The organism is Jiella mangrovi, from assembly GCF_017815135.1.
In the GTDB taxonomy this organism is placed as follows: domain Bacteria; phylum Pseudomonadota; class Alphaproteobacteria; order Rhizobiales; family Rhizobiaceae; genus Jiella; species Jiella mangrovi.
This window is the reverse complement of the sequence record NZ_JAGJCF010000002.1, coordinates 309,574-324,427: the sequence shown is the minus strand read 5'-3', so window position 1 is coordinate 324,427 and position 14,854 is coordinate 309,574. Positions and strand designations below refer to the sequence as shown.

Here is a 14,854-nt window from a genome sequence, read left to right as displayed (position 1 = left end):
AGATACATGCTGCGCATTCTCGCATTCTTTCTCATCATCCTGGCCATATCGCTCGGTTTCGGCTGGCTCGCCGACAATCCCGGTTCGGTCAGCTTCGACTGGCAGGGCCAGACCGTCCAGACGAGCCTGATGATCTTCCTGATCGCGCTCGGCATTTTCGTCGTCGCGGTGATGCTGGTCGTCTGGCTGATCTCGGCTTTCTTCCGCACGCCCCACACGATCCATAGCTGGTTCGAGACGCGGCGCCGCGACAAGGGCTACAGCGCCCTGTCGAGCGGCATCATCGCGGCCGGCGCCGGGGATGCGATCCTGGCGCGCCGCATGACCAAGCAGAGCCAGAAGCTTCTCGACCAGCGCAAGGAGCCGCTGATCCGCTTCCTCGACGCCCAGACCGCGATGATCGAGGGGGACTACGACCACGCAAGGTCAGTGTTCCAGACGATGGAGCGCGACCCCGAGACCCGGCTTCTGGCCATGCGCGGGCTTTATCTCGAAGCCGAGCGCGTCGGCGACGACGAGGCGGCACGCTTTTATGCCGAGCGGGCGGTGCGTCTCGCGCCGCATGTGCCCTGGGCCGGCGGCGCCGTTCTCGAGGGCAAATCCAATGCCGGCGACTGGGACGGCGCGATGGAGGTTCTCGAGGCGCAGAAGAACACCCGTCTGATCGAGCGCGACGAATCCCGGCGCACGCGCGCCGTGCTTTTGACCGCCAAGGCGATGGACCGGGTGGAGGCCGATCCCAAGGCTGCGAAGTCGGCCGCTCTTGAGGCGCACAGCCTCGCGCCGGAGCTGGTGCCGGCCGCGCTGTTGGCGGCGAAGGCGTGTTTCCGCCTCGGCGATCTGCGCAAGGGCGTGAAGGTTCTCGAAAAGAGCTGGACCTACGGGCCGCATCCGGACGTTGCAGATGCCTATGTTTCGGCAAGGCCGGGCGATTCGGTCGACGATCGCCTCAAGCGGGCGCGGCATCTGGCGGCCCTTCGGCCCGGCAATGTCGAATCGTCCCTGTGCCTCGCCCGTGCCGCCCTCGATGCGCATGACCTGACGCTCGCGCGCAAGTCGGCGCTCGAGGCCGCCGAAATCGAGCCGCGCGAAAGCGTCTATCTGCTCCTTGCCGATATCGAGGAAGAGGACACCGGCGAGGTCGGCCGGGTGCGCGAGTGGATGGCCAAGGCGATCCGCGCGCCGCGCGATCCCGCCTGGACGGCCGACGGTGTCGTTTCCGAGACCTGGGCGCCGGTCTCACCCGTCACCGGACGGCTCGACGCGTTCGAGTGGAAGGCGCCGCCGCAGCGCGCCCATGCGGTGCAGGCTCATGTGCTCGAAGAGACCGCCGCGCCAGCCGAGACGGTCGATGCCGGCGCAAACGCCAAGACCGGTGGCGGCAAGCCGCAGGTGGCCGGACATCCCAAGACCTCGGCCGACAAGGCGAACGACGGGAAGGGCGATGGCGCCCCGGCGCCGACGACCGCCGATAACGCCACAAAGAGCTCGGCGTCGGGCAAGGCCGGTGAGCCACTTCCCAAATATCTGCCGCCAGACCCCGCTGCCGTGAAGGCGGCGAAGAACGGCGCCCACACGGGTTCGCAAGGGCAGCCGCAATCCGACAAGTCTCAGGCGAAGTCGGAGTTCGGGCGCACGAGCGAAGAGCGCAAGGAAGCCCGGTTCGGCTGATCGAGGGCGATCGGGGCGTCTGATGGCGCCCCCGACGGCCTCTCCACTGCAACCCCTTCAATGACGGGTACGGATGTTCGATTCGATCAAGGGCTTCTTTCGCGCCATCTCTCTCACCGACGACGAGGATCAGCGCTCCCAGGGCGAGGACGACGTTCGGGTGGCGAGCGCAGCGCTGCTCTTTCACATCATCGAGGCGGACGGGATCGTCACGGATGCCGAGCGCAGCCGCCTCGTCGATATTCTCGGCGACGAGTTCGGCCTGTCCGTCCAGGAGGCCGAGCGCCTTGCCAGGGAGGGCAAGCAGGCCGACCAGCAGTCGATCGATCTTTATCACTTCACCTCCATTCTCAAGCGGGAACTTTCCGAGGAGCACCGCGTGCGCTTCGTCGAACTGCTTTGGGAGGTGACCTATGCCGATGGCGAGGTGCACGAGCTGGAAGACAATCTCATCTGGCGGATCTCCGAGCTTCTGGGGGTGTCGACCCGCGAGCGCATGCTGATGAAACAGGAAGCGGCCGGACGGCAGAACCGCTAGTGCATGGTCAAGAAAACTGGCAACCGGTTTTCGGAAAAGACCATGCCTGGCAAGAGATAGAGCGCGACGTCGAGCGAGGCTCCAGTGTGCAAGACGGTTTCGTCGAACGGCGCATATCGAGTGCCTGACGGTCTGAGATCAGGCGTCCGCTTTTATCGCGCTCGTCATGCTCGGGCCCCGTCCCGAGCATCCAGTGCGCCGGTTAAGCTTCTGTTGTGTCAAATGTTTCTGGATTCTCGGGACGGGGCCCGAGAATGACGAAGCGTCGAATGCTGCGCCGTCTCGATCAGGTCGTGGCTGGCCCTAGAGGATCGTCTCGCACAGTGAGAGCGAGGTTCATCTCATCTCGCTCTACTGGCCGGCGTTCTCGACCTTTCCAGCCAATCGGCACGCGGCTTGCTTGGCTTGTCTCGACCCATCGTCGAGTGTAGGTCGTGGGCATTCGCACGACACACTTTCCGGTGCAACGAACAGGTTGCGGCACCACAACATGGCATTCCACGAGCATTCACTGATGAACGAAACGGCAGCAAAGCCCGCCTCGGGACAGCCGGACTACGTTCTGGATGGCGCCGACGAGCGGCCCATCCTCGTCGTTCTCCACCAGGAAAGCTCGACCCCCGGCCGGGTCGGGCAGGTGCTCCAGCGGCACGGCGTCAGGCTCGATATTCGCCGCCCGGTGCTGGGCGAGGCGCTCCCTGAAAGCCTCGACGACCACCGCGGAGCGATCGTCTTCGGCGGCCCGCCGAGCGCCAATGACCGCGACGACTATCTGCGCACCGAGCTGGACTGGCTGCAGGTGCCGCTGTCGGAGGAGCGGCCGTTCCTCGGGATCTGCCTCGGCGCGCAGATGCTCGCCAAGCATCTCGGCGCGACCGTCAGCTCCCATCCCGATGGCCTTGCGGAGGTCGGTTACTATCCGCTGCGTGCGACCGAAAAGGGCCGTCAGCTGGTGCCGGAGTGGCCCCGGATGATCTATCAGTGGCACCGCGAGGGCTTCGACCTGCCGCATGGTGCGAGCCTTCTCGCTGAGGGCGACTGGTATCCGAACCAGGCGTTCCAATACGGCCCCGCGGCCTTTGCCGTGCAGTTCCACGCCGAACTGACCCTGGCGATGATGTATCGCTGGACGACCCGCGGCCACGAGCGGCTGCGGCTGCCCGGAGCGCAGGGGAGGCGTGCGCATTTCGATGGCCGCGGCATCTATGACCCGCCGGTCCTGCGCTGGCTGGAAGCTTTTCTGGCGCGGGCCTTCGGCCGCAAGGTCACGGGCCGGTAGAGCGCTTCCGGCGAAGACGGGTTGCCCTGAAATTCACATCGCTCAGAGCGCCGGGCGAAAAAGTGGAATCCGGTTTTGCGAAAAGCCGGCGCGCCAGCGAGAATATACAGCATCGAGCGATGCGAAGTTATCGCCCGATGCTGTAGTCAGGTCGCAATGTCCGCAAGTGAAAGCCGAATCGGCTTTCACTTGAACTGCTTTATGCCGCTTGGGCCGATTTCCTTCGGAGCGTCCAGGCGCAACGAGCACGAGCCGGTCGCCGAGAATTGGGCGGCCGGTGGTCTTGCTACTGCCGATCCGGCGACGTCTTTGCAGCGATGAGTTCGACGGCGCGGGTTAGCGCGAAGTCGTAGCCCCTGGTGCCGAATCCGGCGATCACGCCCTCCGCTCTGCCCGAGACGAAGGAGTGGTGGCGGAAGCTTTCGCGCTTGTGGATGTTCGAGATATGCACCTCGAAGACGACGCCGTCATAGGCGTTGAGCGCGTCGAGAACCGCGACCGACGTGTGGGTGAAGGCGCCGGGATTGATGACGATGGCCTCGGCCGCCTCGCGCGCCTCATGGATCCAGTCGATGATTTCGTATTCGCGGTTCGACTGCATGCAGCGAAGGTCATGGCCGAGCTCGCCGGACAGTTTCGTCAGCCGCGTTTCGACGTCCTTCAGGGTCTCGAAGCCATAGACTTCGGGCTGGCGCTTGCCGAGGAGGTTGAGATTCGGGCCGTTGATGCAGAATATCGTCGTCATAGCCCGCATTAGACGCAACTGGTCCGCTATGGCAAGATCGATGGCCGGAGGCGGCGCGCCTCTGACCACTCAGCTTCGCGATAGCGCGTCGGCCAGCCATTCGCGGGCGATGCGCGCGAGATTTCGGGAGCGCTTCTGCCGCGCGATGGATCTGACGGCGGTCTCGACGGCCTTCTCCCGGTCTGGCCGCAGGCCCAGAACAAAGGTCGCGACCGGAATACGGTCCGGCCAGAACCGGTTCATGATGAAATTGTCGGGCATCGCGCAGGAATCGGCGCTCTTGATCGACGGGTCGGCGATCAGCGCCTTGGTCGTCTCGTCGACGAGTTGCTGGCCCGGCGAGGCCTTGGCGAAGCTCTCGTCATAGGCCGTCTTCCAGGCAAAGGCCTGACCGGCCTGGACGAGAAGGACGAGGCTTGCGACCGGCCGTTCGCCGACGAGCAGCGAATAGATCCGCGCCCGTCCTTGCTCGGCGAGCGCGTTGACGGCTTCCCGGGCGAAGGCGGCACGGTAGCGGTCGAGCACCATGGCGCTACGGGCCTTGCCCTTCCAGCCGCTCGCCTCGAGCGTCAGAAACGCCTCGAGTGCGGCCCGCACGCAAGGGGGATCGCGCGACACACGCAGCTGGACGGGGCCGTGCGCCTCGAGAAGACGGCGCTGGCGCTGCAACTCCCGTCTGCGGCGGGGCGAGGCACATGTCGTGCGCATGTAGTCCGTCGTGTCACCCTTCACGAGCCCGGCGCGATCGAACGCATCGACCGTCTGGAGGGGAAGGCCGGCGGATGCCGCCGCGCTCTGCAGCGCGGCTGAAAAGGGCCCGTCGGTGTGGATCTCGGGCAGAACCAGAACATCCGGCAGTCCCGCCTCTTGCGCGACCAGCATTTCGAAGAACCCGAGCAGCGTCTCCTGCGGGTCGTCTCCGTCGAGGGGGAGGGTGCCGAGCCGGCCGAACGGGTGAACCCAGGCCCGGATCGTCGAAACGCCTTTGAAACCGAACGAGCGCTCGATCGTATAGGGCATCAGAAGCCGCAGCCTGCTTCGCTCCGGCCCTTCGTCGCGCAGCACCATGAGGCGGACGCTCCGTTCGTCGAGACGCGGCATGGCCGGCACGAAGAACTGCGGATCGAAGAAGACGTTCGGCTCGATCGACCGTCGCGACAGATGCTGCAATTCGTCGATCAGTCCGAAGGCCTGTTCCGGCCGGTAGATCGTGAAACGTCTGCTCCCGCCACTGCGCGCAACGGCAAGATCGAGGACGGTGGACATGGAATGACTGGCGCCACGCTCGCGCGACTGCGGATTCCGGGGATCGTTCTGGGAGTTGCCCGAGACAGCCGCGCCTGGCAAGGAGATGCCCGATGTCTCTCGCACGGTGCTGTCGCCCAATCCGGTGGTTGCAGACTCCATTCTAGGTATACTCGGTTACACGCTGGAGGTAGCTCCGCAATTGGGGCCGTCCTGGTGATTTTCGCAGAGAGATTTTAAGATTCTGTCGCGACAGATCGCCTTGCTCTCTCATTTCGTCGTAATATCCTAGATATCAGCAACTGTTTTGGCCACTGACGGATATCCGCTGTGTCCGACCCTGATGTCAGCCGGAGAACCCGCCGGCATCGAGATACGCCTGTTCCGCCGCCGTGGTTTCACGGCCGAGAACCGGATTTCGATGCGGGAAACGCCCGAAGCGGGCGATGATTTCGCGATGCTCTTCGGCGAATTCGACATTGTCGCGATCGCCGATCCGCTCCATCCAGGAGACGCATTCCTCCTGATCGGATAGCTGTTCGGAATGCATCAGCGGCATGGCGAGGAACTGGTTCACATCTTCGGCAACTGTCTCGTGATCGCCGCGCGAAAGGGCGGTGTGAGCGATCTCGAGGGCCTTTTCGTCCGTCGCGAAGGCAAGTGGCGAAGACCGGAACATGTTTCGCGGAAACTGATCGAGAAGGATGATCAGCGCCAGAGCCCCGTTGGCATCTTCCGCCCAGTGATCGAGCTCGCCGCGCGCGGCCATCTCGTAGAGATCGCCGTAGCGCTGCCGGATGGTCGCGTCGAAGTCGTCGTCCTTGCCGAACCAGCGCTCGGGGCCTGCCTCGCGCCAGAAGTCGACGATGGTCTGGGGATCGGGAGCGTAGGGGTGCGGCATGGCGCAGTTTTCTCGCGAGGGGTTGGGGCGCATCGGCTATGATGCGCGTTCAAGACATAGGCACGCTGGCGGAGCATCACAGTGGATCTGTCCGGGAAAATTCCGACGGGTGGGCGAGACGCTGCGGTTCGGGAACTCGACCTGCGCGGGCTGCGCTGCCCGCTGCCGGCCCTTCGAACCCGCAAGAGTCTGAACGCCATGGCCCTTGGCGAGCGGCTGATCGTGCTTGCGGACGATCCTCTGGCGGCGATCGACATCGCGCATCTGTGCAGCGAGGATGGGCATCGGCTCGTCAAAACCCGCAGCGAGGCCGGCGCCATGCAATTCGAAATCGTCGCCGGCATGGAGTGACCATGGTCGTCGCCGCAAGGAGCGGCGCCAGAGCCCCTCAGCCGCCGAAGCGCATGCCGGGGATGGCGAGGGGATTGGCTTCGATGGCGGCGCGGTCGGCCGTGTCGGGCGCAACGCCCCCGGTGAACGCCGAAAAGAGATCGCGGGCGTAGCGCTCCTCCAATCCCTGGCCGATCAGAACGATCCGCGTCTTCGGCTCCGTGTCTCCCGGCCAGCTTGCAAGTTGCACGGGCGGGTGAAGAAACCCCTGAACGCCATGCAGCACCAGCGGACGCTGGGGATTTTCGGCGAGAAGCACGATGCCTTTCATCCTCAGGATGGTCTGGCCCGCCGTCTGGGTGAGGATCTCCAGAAAGCTTGCAATCGCGTCGAAGGGGATCGGCCTGTCGGTCTCCAGCGAGAAAGAGCGGATGCCGTCGTGGCGGTGCTCATGGTCGTGATGCTGATGCCCGTGATGATGATGGTGATTGTCCACCTCGCTCCCATGGGCTCCGTCATGGGCGTGGTCGGATGCATCGGTCGCGTCGGTCGCTCGCCCGAAGCTTGCCGCGCTCGTTGCGCCGGCCGCCCGCTGAACCTCGCCGAGCCAGCCCCCGACACCGTCGCCGCGTGACAGGGCATCGGCGAGACCGCATCCAACGAGGATGCCCTCGGCACCGTCGATCGTTGCCGCGTCGACGATCGGGGCGCGCGGATTGATGCGGCGAAGCGCTTCGCCGAGTCCGGCTACCACGTCGGCGGAGACGAGATCACTCTTGGTCACGACGATCCGGTCGGCGACCGCGACCTGCCGGCGGCTGTCGAGATGGGCAGCGAGCGTCCTTCGCCCGTTGGCGGCGTCCACCACCGTGACGACACCGTCGAGCGAATAGGTCTCCGACAGGATGGGGTGGGACATGATCGCCGCGAGAATCGGGCCGGGGTCGGCGAGACCGGTCGTCTCGACGACCACACGTTTGGGCGGCGACCGGCCGGTATCCTCGCGTCCCGTCGCCAGATCGCTCAGCGTATCGACGAGTTCGCCGCGCACGGTGCAACACAGGCAGCCATTGGACAGCGAAATCACCCCGTCGCTGGAGACGGCCTCGATCAGCAGCGGATCGATCGCCGCCTCGCCGAACTCGTTGACGACGACGGCGGCGTTCTCAAGGGCCGGATCGCCGATCAGCCGGTTGAGAAGGCTCGTCTTGCCGGCGCCGAGAAATCCGGTCAGCAGGGTGAGGCGGATGGGCGGCCGGGCCGCCGGATTCTGCGAGATCATGATCGATGCCTAATCCGCGCCCTGGTCTGGCGCGTCGCGCTGGTTTCCGAACGCGGTGGGACGAAGATCGCGATGTGCGCCGATGTCGAGGCGTGGTCCGCGGATTGCCATCGGGCTTTGGACACCGAGGGGAAAGCGGAGCCTGCTCTCCTGGCCGCCGCTATAGGCGTTGACCGCCGCCGGCGTCTTGTCCGGCTGCCGGGCGCCGGATCCCGGCAGTTCGCTTTCCTCGGCAGGCGCTGCATCCGTTCCGGGCTGCGGCGTATCCTCCTCCGCGGCGGCGCTTGCGACGGGGGGCTCCGGCGTCGGCCGCGGGGTCGGGATCGGAATGCCGTAATTCTCGATGACCGAGATACCCGCCGCGACGACATCGTTGCCGGCGGCGCCGCCCAGTCCGACCTTCACCGTGACGGGTGGCCGCTTCATCTCGGTCAGATAGGGCGAGCCGTAGAACTGGTCCCGGTTGCGTTCCTCAAGCCGATCATTGGCCCGTGCCGTGCGCCCCTCCCTCGAGCAGATGTAGTCCGAGAGATCGACGACCTGGCTCGGGGTCGAGGGAAGATCCTCGATCGTCTGTGTCTTGATGGCCGGATCGGTCTCAAAGCCGGCCTCGAGAATCGCGGCGGACAGGCGCTCGCGCTCGATCGTGCCGTTGGCGCCGAGAACGACGGCGACGAGAGTGCGGCCGTTTCGCGTCGCCGAGGAGACGAGGTTGAAGCCCGAGGCGCAGATATAGCCGGTCTTCATGCCGTTGGCGCCGTCGAAGCGGCCGAGCAGCTTGTTGCCGTTCCTCATCAGCGACCGGCCGTTGCTGATCGCCTCGATATCGAAATAGCCGGTGAAGGCGGGGAACTCGCGACGGATGTGGATCGCCAGCAGGGCCAGGTCGCGGGCCGAGGAATATTGGCCGTCGCCCGGCAGGCCGTTCGGATTGATGAAGTGCGTGTCGTGCATGCCGAGCCGTCTGGCCTCGGCATTCATCATCGCGACGAACCCTTCCTCCGAACCGCCGGCAAGGCTCTGGCCGATCGCCACGGCGATGTCGTTCGCCGATTTGACCAGCATCATCTTCAGGGCATTGTCGAGCCGGATCACCGACCCCGGAGGGTAGCCCATCTTCGATGGTGCCTGGCTCGCCGCCGTGCGTGTGACGATGACCGGCGAATCCAGCGCGACCCTGTTCTCGCCAAGGGCCTTCAGGGCGAGATAGGCGGTCATCAGCTTGGTCGTCGAGGCCGGATAGCGGTGTTGCGTGGCGTCCTTTTGCGACAGCACCTTGCCGGTCGCGAAATCGACGACGATGCTCGCCATCGTATAGCGCGGTTCTTCAGCGGCGGGCGCATCTGCCGCAGGGGCGGGCGTCCCGGCAGAGGCAGGGTCAGCCGCCTCGGAAGCGCTTTCGCCGTCGTCGGCCGAATCCTCGTCGTTCGAGGCCGCGGCCTCGACGGATGGCTTCGGTGTCGGGACGACGGCCTGTGATGCGGGCGGCGCCTTCGCCGCGGCCGGCCCCGCAGGCAAGGCGAGCGCCACAGCGAGGATCGCGCCGCCGAGGAGGCTTGCGAGCCGTTGTCCGAGCGGCGATCTCACCACGCATTTCTCCCTGAACTGCGCGCCGCCCAGGCCGATCGCGCGGTCTTCGCTCTGTTGACAGGGCGCCTCGTGCATGTCGCACTGCGAAAGGCCGCTTGGCCGACGGCGCGGGCCGCGGCTGATGCCACATCCTCCGCCGGACGGCCGAACGCGGCCATGATCGTTGCGGCTCGCCTTATCTAACGCAGGCGGCCCATCTTTCACGGATCGACTGCCCCATAAAGGCCCAAGCGGACCTAGCCTCGAACGGAAACGGATCATGCCTGTCAGTAACCGAATCGCCGCCCTAAGACCAGAGATCGAAGCCTGGCGCAGAGCTTTGCACCAAACGCCCGAGCTTCTCTACGACCTCGACGACACCGCCGCCTTCGTCGCCGCCCGCCTGCGGGAGGTCGGCTGCGACGAGGTGACGACGGGGATCGGGCGCACCGGTGTCGTCGGGCTGATTCACGGCCGCGATGGGCCGAATGGCGGGATGATCGGGCTCAGGGCCGATATGGACGCCCTGCCGATCCTCGAGGAAACCGGGCTAGACTATGCGTCGGGGCGCCCCGGCACGATGCATGCCTGTGGCCATGACGGGCACATGGCGATGCTTCTGGGCGCGGCGAAGAGCCTGTGCGAGACGCGCGGCTTTTCCGGCACGGTGGCGCTGATCTTCCAGCCGGCGGAAGAGGGCGGCGCCGGCGGCAAGGCGATGATCGAGGACGGCCTCTTCGAGCGCTATCCGGTCACAAGGGTCTATGGCATGCACAATCTTCCCGGCCTGCCGGTCGGCCGGTTCGGCATGCGCCAGGGCGCGATCATGGCCTCGACCGACGAGTTCGCAATCACGTTGAAGGGCCGCGGCGGCCATGCCGCGATGCCCCATCGCTCGGCCGATCCCATCCTTGCCGGCGCCGCTCTCGTCCAGGCGCTGCAGGCGATCGTCTCGCGCAACGCCGATCCGCTCGCCTCCCTCGTCGTCTCGGTCACGCAGTTCCACGGCGGCTACGCCCACAACGTCATTCCCGAGGCGGCCGAAGTCTCCGGCACGGTCCGCGCCCTTGATCCCGCCATGCGCGACCTCGCCGAGACACGGATCCGCGAAGTCTCGGCGGGCATCGCCGCCGCCCATGGCCTCGAGGCCGTGATCGCCTGGGACCGGAACTATCCCGTCACCATCAACGACGCGGCCGAGAGTGACTTCTGCGCCAATGTCGCAATGGATGTCGTCGGCGCCGCCAATGTCGATCCGAACGCTCCGCCGCTTCTGGCCGGCGAGGACTTCTCCTACATGCTGGAGGAAAAGCCCGGCGCCTACGTCTTCATCGGCAATGGCGACTCCTCCGGGCTGCACACGGCGACCTACGACTTCAACGACGAGGCGCTGGTGCTGGGGGCGGCCTACTGGGTGCGGCTGGTGGAAAGGGCGCTCCCGGCAGGGTGACGGCCGGCGGTGCGTGCTGCAAAGCGCGGATATGCGTTGAGCCTTGATTAACTCCGCGCTCCCTCAGCGCGGGCCCGGTGCGATTAAGGGGGTGACGCCGGCGCCTGACGTCGTGCAAACTCTGCGGGTCGTTGAGGGTCATCGTGGCCCCTGGTTGCGATGCTGTCGAAACGAGGTCTGCGCATGAGATGCTTCCTAGCCGCCGCAATGATGAGCCTTCTTGCGGGCCCGGCTTTTGCCAACGACCCGCTGCTCGAAGAGGCGGTCGAGTTCACCGGCCAGATCTTTCATCTCCAGACCGGCGTTCCGGGGCTGGTGATCGCCGCCGTCAGAAACGGCGAAACCGCCGTCTTCGGTTTCGGCGAGACGGCCAGGGGCAACGGCGTGGAGCCGGGCGAAACGACCCGGATCGGCGTCGGTTCGATCACCAAGACCTTCACCGGCATGACGCTCGCCGGGCTCGCCGCCGATGGAACCGTCCTTTTGACGGGGCCGGTGGCGCCGCATGTCGATCTCGTCGAGACCTTCCCCGAGCGGGGCGGGCAGGCGGTTCGCTTCGTCGATCTCGCCACCCATTCGAGCGGATTTCCGCGGGAACTGAACCCCGTTGCGGACGCCGAGAAGTACAGCGACGCGTCCTTTGCGGGCAATCTTGGCGACGATGCCCTGTTGTTCAGGCCGGGCCGCGGCCTGCTTTATTCCAATGTCGGCTTCGACCTTCTGGCGAGGGCGCTTTCCGGCGCGGCGGACATGCCCTACGCCGCGCTGTTGAAAGAGACCGTGCTCGATCCGATCGGCCTTGCAGAGACCGGATATGACCGGCCGGACGATGCGGTGCGCATGGTCGGCTACGACTGGAACGACAACGAGATGGATCCGGGCGCCCCGATCCCCAACCGCGCCGGCGCATCCGGCCTTTACACCACCGCCGCCGACATGCTGCGCTATCTGCAATGGAACCTCGATCGCTTCGGCGAAAACGCCGAAATGCGCACGCTCAGCCATGCCGGCTACGTCATTCGCGATGGTCTCGATCCGGTCTCGGGCCTCGACGAATCCGGCCACATGGACGCGATGGGGCTCGGCTGGGTGGTGATGATGCCAAAGGACGACCGGCCGCTGATCATCCAGAAGGCCGGCGGCACCAACGGCGTCTTCAGCTACCTCGCCTTCGCCCCGACACGCGGGGTCGGCGTCTTCATGGCGATCAACAAGTTCGACTTCGCCGCCTCGGTGGAGATGGCGAGCGTCGTCAACCACCTCATCGCAACCCTCGCGCCGCGGTGATCGGCTGCGCCGGCGAGTGAAACTGGAGCCAGCGCCGCAGCTCATCTCTCTGGCGAAGATTTGGCTACGGCCGCCGCCGTTACCGCGCGGGGACGAAGCTAGTCGCCACTCCTTCACTTCGTCATCCTCGGGCTTGTCCCGAGGATCTACCGCCGTTTGGTGAAGGCCTGACCGCAAGCGGCCGGGCGCCGTTCGACGCTTCTGTTGCGGACCTCGCAGGAGATCCTCGGGACAGGCCCGAGCATGACGCTGCGTCGAGTGTGGCGGTCCGTTTCCGGCCGACCGGCTGTGGTAACGCCGACCCCAGCGCTTTAAGCCCTGCAGGCCGATGCGGTCTCGGGCCCTTCCGAGCAGGGCATCGCGGGGGAGTCTGCCGTTCAGAACTTCTCCGCCGCCCTCACTTCACGATCAGCGTTCCTGCGCCGTGCTCGGTCAAAAGTTCGAGCAGGACGGCGTGCTGGGTCTTGCCGTTGAGGATGACGACACCCTCGACGCCGCGCTCGATCGCCTCGATGCAGGTCTCGACCTTGGGAATCATGCCGCCGGTGATCGTGCCGTTGCGCATGAGGCTTTTGGCTTCCGAGACCGACAGTTCCTTGATCAGCTCGCCCTGTTTGTCGAGGACGCCGGGAACGTCGGTGAGGAAGAGCAGGCGCGAGGCCTCCAGCGCGCCGGCGATGGCGCCGGCGAAGGTGTCGGCATTGATGTTGTAGGTCGCCCCGTCCCGGCCGGGCGCCACCGGCGCGATCACCGGGATCATCTCCGAGCGCGCCAGAAGATCGAGCAGCGTGCGATCGACCTCGACGGGCTCGCCGACGTAGCCGAGATCGAGAACGCGCTCGATATGGCTGTCGGGATCGATCACGGTCTTCTTGGCCTTTTCGGCGAAGACCATGTTGCCGTCCTTGCCGCAAAGGCCGATCGCCCATTCGCCCTCGGCATTGATCAGCGCGACGATTTCCTTGTTGATCGAGCCGGCCAGCACCATCTCGACGATCTTCACCGTCTCGGCGTCGGTGACGCGAAGCCCGCCCTCGAAGCGCGATTCGATGCCCATCTGGGTGAGCATCCGGCCGATCTGCGGCCCGCCGCCATGAACCACGATCGGATTGACGCCGGATTGCTTCAACAGGGCGATGTCGCGGGCAAAGGCCTGGCCGAGCGTCGGATCGCCCATGGCATGGCCGCCATATTTCACGACGACGGTCCTGTTCTCATAGGCCTGCATGAAGGGCAGGGCCTCGGCGAGAACCCGGGCGCGGGACTCGCCATTGTCGTTTGTTTCGCTCATGGCTGGCTCCGATGGCATCGAAGATCGTTCGTCTGGCGCGGCTTCTAGCGTGAAACGCGAAGGAGCGGAACAGCCCTTGGCAAAGCCTGTCGCGATCGCGGGCGCGCGGTGATCACGCAAGACCTCACGCGATCGTTGGAGGCGCATGGCTGGGCGGGGCGGCGCAGCGCCCGACTTGAAGCGTCGAGACCGAGGCTAAAACGGCGCAAGCGGGAGATTTTCGATGATGCGAATTGTGAGGCGAACGATCCTGGCGGCGGGGCTTGCGATGCTCCTTGCGCCGATGCTTTCTGGCGCGGCAGCCGCTCAGGACGCCTGGGGCGCTGCGCGGGCCGAGGGCACGCACATCTTGATGCGCCACGCCATTGCACCGGGCACGGGAGACCCTTCGAACTTCACGCTCGGTGACTGCAAGACCCAGCGCAACCTGTCCGCAGGGGGACGCGCGCAGGCGGCGCGGATCGGTGAGGAGCTGAAGGACAACGCCGTGCCGATCGATGTCGTCCTTACCAGCCAATGGTGCCGGGCAAGGGATACGGCGGACCAGCTAAGATACCGGCCGGTCGAGGACGAGCCGGCGCTGAACTCGTTCTTTGCCGGGCGAGGTGACCGTAAGGCCCAGACGGCGGCGCTGAAGCAGCGGATCACGGCTCTGGATATGGCGGGTCAGAAGGCGGTGCTGGTCTCGCATCAGGTGAATATCACGGCGCTGACTGGCGTCTATCCGTCGTCGGGCGAGATCGTGGTAATCAGGCTGGGCGACGATGGCAAGGTGAGCGTCGAAGGGCGGATCCGGACAGAGTAGCAACACTGTCTGCGAATGCCTCGCGGAGATCGAGAAGAATCAGATCAACGATTAAAATACCTTAAGATTTTCTCGGTGAAGAGAATGAAGGCTCCATCTTTGTCGACTGGAGCGTTTGCGACTTCGACGATGATGGTAGTCATGTCAACATCAGTTGCCTTCATGTCCCAGAGAAGTTGACGGAGCTCGCTGATCTTTGGGGCAGCCCGCGCGTCATTGTTCATAGCCCAGCCGATTGAGTCTGCAAGCTGGTTTGGGCTTGGAATTTTTTTCCCTGTCGTGATGCGCAGAACGGGCGAGTGGGACTCGAGAACTTTTTCGTAGGCACTGGGATGGTTCGTCCGGAGATCCGCTAGGATTGCGTTGACTCGGCGGATTTTGTCATGAACCTGCGCCATTTCATACTCCTAATGGTGGCAGGTTATATATACACCAGTTTAAGTTGTTTCGGCCAGCTTTTC

Annotated in this window: 14 protein-coding genes; 7 read left to right on the top strand and 7 right to left on the bottom strand. The window is 65.2% G+C overall.

The window, feature by feature from the left end:
- Positions 1 to 6: 6 nt before the first annotated feature.
- The 3 genes from J6595_RS04410 (at position 7) to J6595_RS04400 (ending at position 3,488) form a co-directional block, all read left to right on the top strand.
- Entirely contained in the window at positions 7 to 1,671 is a 1,665-nt protein-coding gene (locus tag J6595_RS04410; RefSeq protein WP_209593226.1) for a heme biosynthesis protein HemY, read from the top strand.
- Positions 1,672 to 1,744: 73 nt separating this feature from the next.
- Entirely contained in the window at positions 1,745 to 2,209 is a 465-nt protein-coding gene (locus tag J6595_RS04405) for a tellurite resistance TerB family protein (RefSeq protein ID WP_209593225.1), read from the top strand.
- 514 nt (positions 2,210 to 2,723) lie between these two features.
- Positions 2,724 to 3,488 carry a glutamine amidotransferase gene (locus tag J6595_RS04400; RefSeq protein ID WP_245197607.1) on the top strand — a complete coding sequence of 255 codons (765 nt, stop codon included), beginning with the start codon at positions 2,724 to 2,726 and terminating at the stop codon, positions 3,486 to 3,488.
- Between the two features lie 286 nt (positions 3,489 to 3,774).
- On the opposite strand, the gene aroQ is transcribed toward J6595_RS04400, so the two are convergent.
- The 3 genes from aroQ to J6595_RS04385 all read right to left on the bottom strand — a co-directional run bounded on the left by aroQ (position 3,775) and on the right by J6595_RS04385 (position 6,379).
- Positions 3,775 to 4,233 (bottom strand): type II 3-dehydroquinate dehydratase, encoded by a 459-nt coding sequence (gene aroQ / locus J6595_RS04395; protein ID WP_209593223.1) that lies wholly within the window; start codon positions 4,231 to 4,233, stop codon positions 3,775 to 3,777.
- A 69-nt stretch (positions 4,234 to 4,302) separates the two neighbouring features.
- Positions 4,303 to 5,640 carry a GNAT family N-acetyltransferase gene (locus tag J6595_RS04390; RefSeq protein ID WP_245197606.1) on the bottom strand — a complete coding sequence of 446 codons (1,338 nt, stop codon included), beginning with the start codon at positions 5,638 to 5,640 and terminating at the stop codon, positions 4,303 to 4,305.
- A 184-nt stretch (positions 5,641 to 5,824) separates the two neighbouring features.
- Positions 5,825 to 6,379 (bottom strand): DUF924 family protein, encoded by a 555-nt coding sequence (locus J6595_RS04385; RefSeq protein WP_209593222.1) that lies wholly within the window; start codon positions 6,377 to 6,379, stop codon positions 5,825 to 5,827.
- An 81-nt stretch (positions 6,380 to 6,460) separates the two neighbouring features.
- Between J6595_RS04385 and J6595_RS04380 the strand changes: the two genes are divergently transcribed.
- Positions 6,461 to 6,730, top strand: a complete 270-nt coding sequence (locus J6595_RS04380; protein WP_342453088.1) for a sulfurtransferase TusA family protein — start codon at positions 6,461 to 6,463, stop codon at positions 6,728 to 6,730.
- 37 nt (positions 6,731 to 6,767) lie between these two features.
- On the opposite strand, the gene J6595_RS04375 is transcribed toward J6595_RS04380, so the two are convergent.
- Positions 6,768 to 7,991 carry a CobW family GTP-binding protein gene (locus J6595_RS04375; protein ID WP_209593221.1) on the bottom strand — a complete coding sequence of 408 codons (1,224 nt, stop codon included), beginning with the start codon at positions 7,989 to 7,991 and terminating at the stop codon, positions 6,768 to 6,770.
- Between the two features lie 9 nt (positions 7,992 to 8,000).
- Positions 8,001 to 9,581 (bottom strand): D-alanyl-D-alanine carboxypeptidase family protein, encoded by a 1,581-nt coding sequence (locus J6595_RS04370; RefSeq protein WP_342453087.1) that lies wholly within the window; start codon positions 9,579 to 9,581, stop codon positions 8,001 to 8,003.
- 259 nt (positions 9,582 to 9,840) lie between these two features.
- Between J6595_RS04370 and J6595_RS04365 the strand changes: the two genes are divergently transcribed.
- Complete coding sequence (locus J6595_RS04365) at positions 9,841 to 11,010, top strand: M20 aminoacylase family protein (RefSeq protein WP_209593220.1); 1,170 nt, start codon at positions 9,841 to 9,843, stop codon at positions 11,008 to 11,010.
- Between the two features lie 183 nt (positions 11,011 to 11,193).
- On the top strand, positions 11,194 to 12,297 hold the full coding sequence (gene ampH, locus J6595_RS04360) for a D-alanyl-D-alanine-carboxypeptidase/endopeptidase AmpH (protein ID WP_245197605.1): 1,104 nt from the start codon (positions 11,194 to 11,196) through the stop codon (positions 12,295 to 12,297).
- A gap of 397 nt (positions 12,298 to 12,694) precedes the next feature.
- Here the strand turns inward: ampH and argB are convergent, their stop codons facing one another.
- Positions 12,695 to 13,588 (bottom strand): acetylglutamate kinase, encoded by an 894-nt coding sequence (argB, locus tag J6595_RS04355; protein ID WP_209593218.1) that lies wholly within the window; start codon positions 13,586 to 13,588, stop codon positions 12,695 to 12,697.
- Positions 13,589 to 13,811: 223 nt separating this feature from the next.
- Here argB and J6595_RS04350 point away from each other — a divergent pair, with 223 nt between their 5' ends.
- The gene (locus J6595_RS04350) at positions 13,812 to 14,393 is read left to right on the top strand and encodes a histidine phosphatase family protein (RefSeq protein ID WP_245197604.1); all 582 of its coding nucleotides are present in this window, start codon (positions 13,812 to 13,814) and stop codon (positions 14,391 to 14,393) included.
- A 44-nt stretch (positions 14,394 to 14,437) separates the two neighbouring features.
- On the opposite strand, the gene J6595_RS04345 is transcribed toward J6595_RS04350, so the two are convergent.
- On the bottom strand, positions 14,438 to 14,791 hold the full coding sequence (locus J6595_RS04345) for a hypothetical protein (RefSeq protein ID WP_209593217.1): 354 nt from the start codon (positions 14,789 to 14,791) through the stop codon (positions 14,438 to 14,440).
- Positions 14,792 to 14,854: the final 63 nt, after the last annotated feature.